General features: G+C 43.5%; 1 protein-coding gene. It reads left to right on the forward strand.

Translation table 11 applies throughout. The annotated features are described in order from the left end of the window. Window positions 1-593 (forward strand): DUF3466 family protein (locus R7Z50_RS29165; protein ID WP_318149968.1); only part of this gene is annotated, 593 nt, incomplete at both ends.

Genomic DNA, 593 nt, shown 5'->3' on the forward strand with positions numbered 1-593 from the left:
TTTGTTGTCGATGGAACCACCATTTATGGTGTGGGATACAATACTTACTCAAAAAATGATAACTATCTAAACGCGACTGTGTTTGTTGGAACTTTGGAGTCAGAAAGTTCTTTAAGCAATATTAGTACCTGGCAAAACAAGGTAGTGGTAGGAGCGCGGCAACGAGAAGGAGATGACACTGTTCATTCGAACTCTCGTTTGACAAATGTAAACAAAAATTTCGTTGCTATTGGTGAGGCCAAACGTTCAGGTGCGTACCCTATGCCGACCGGCTCCACTCCAAATCGTTTGTTTATTGTTGATGATGTTCGCTCTGCATCTCTGAGTGCTATTTACCCAACGACGGGCATCTTCTTCAACGGTGCGGGCGGTAAAATGGGTGGTATCAACGCTTACAACGAAATTGTGGGTCAGTTAGATGCGGAATCTACCCGTGAAGATGATGGCAAACCTCGTCGTAAGCGTGGTTTCATTTATCCATACATCCAAGATGATGCAAACAATGTGAGAGCTGAAACACTGTTTGATGGTAAAGCGTGGTTCCTAGATACATTGACAAACGGTGGCGAATATTCAGAGGCAAATAACGCATT

It is taken from the genome of Vibrio sp. 1249-1 (assembly GCF_033340495.1).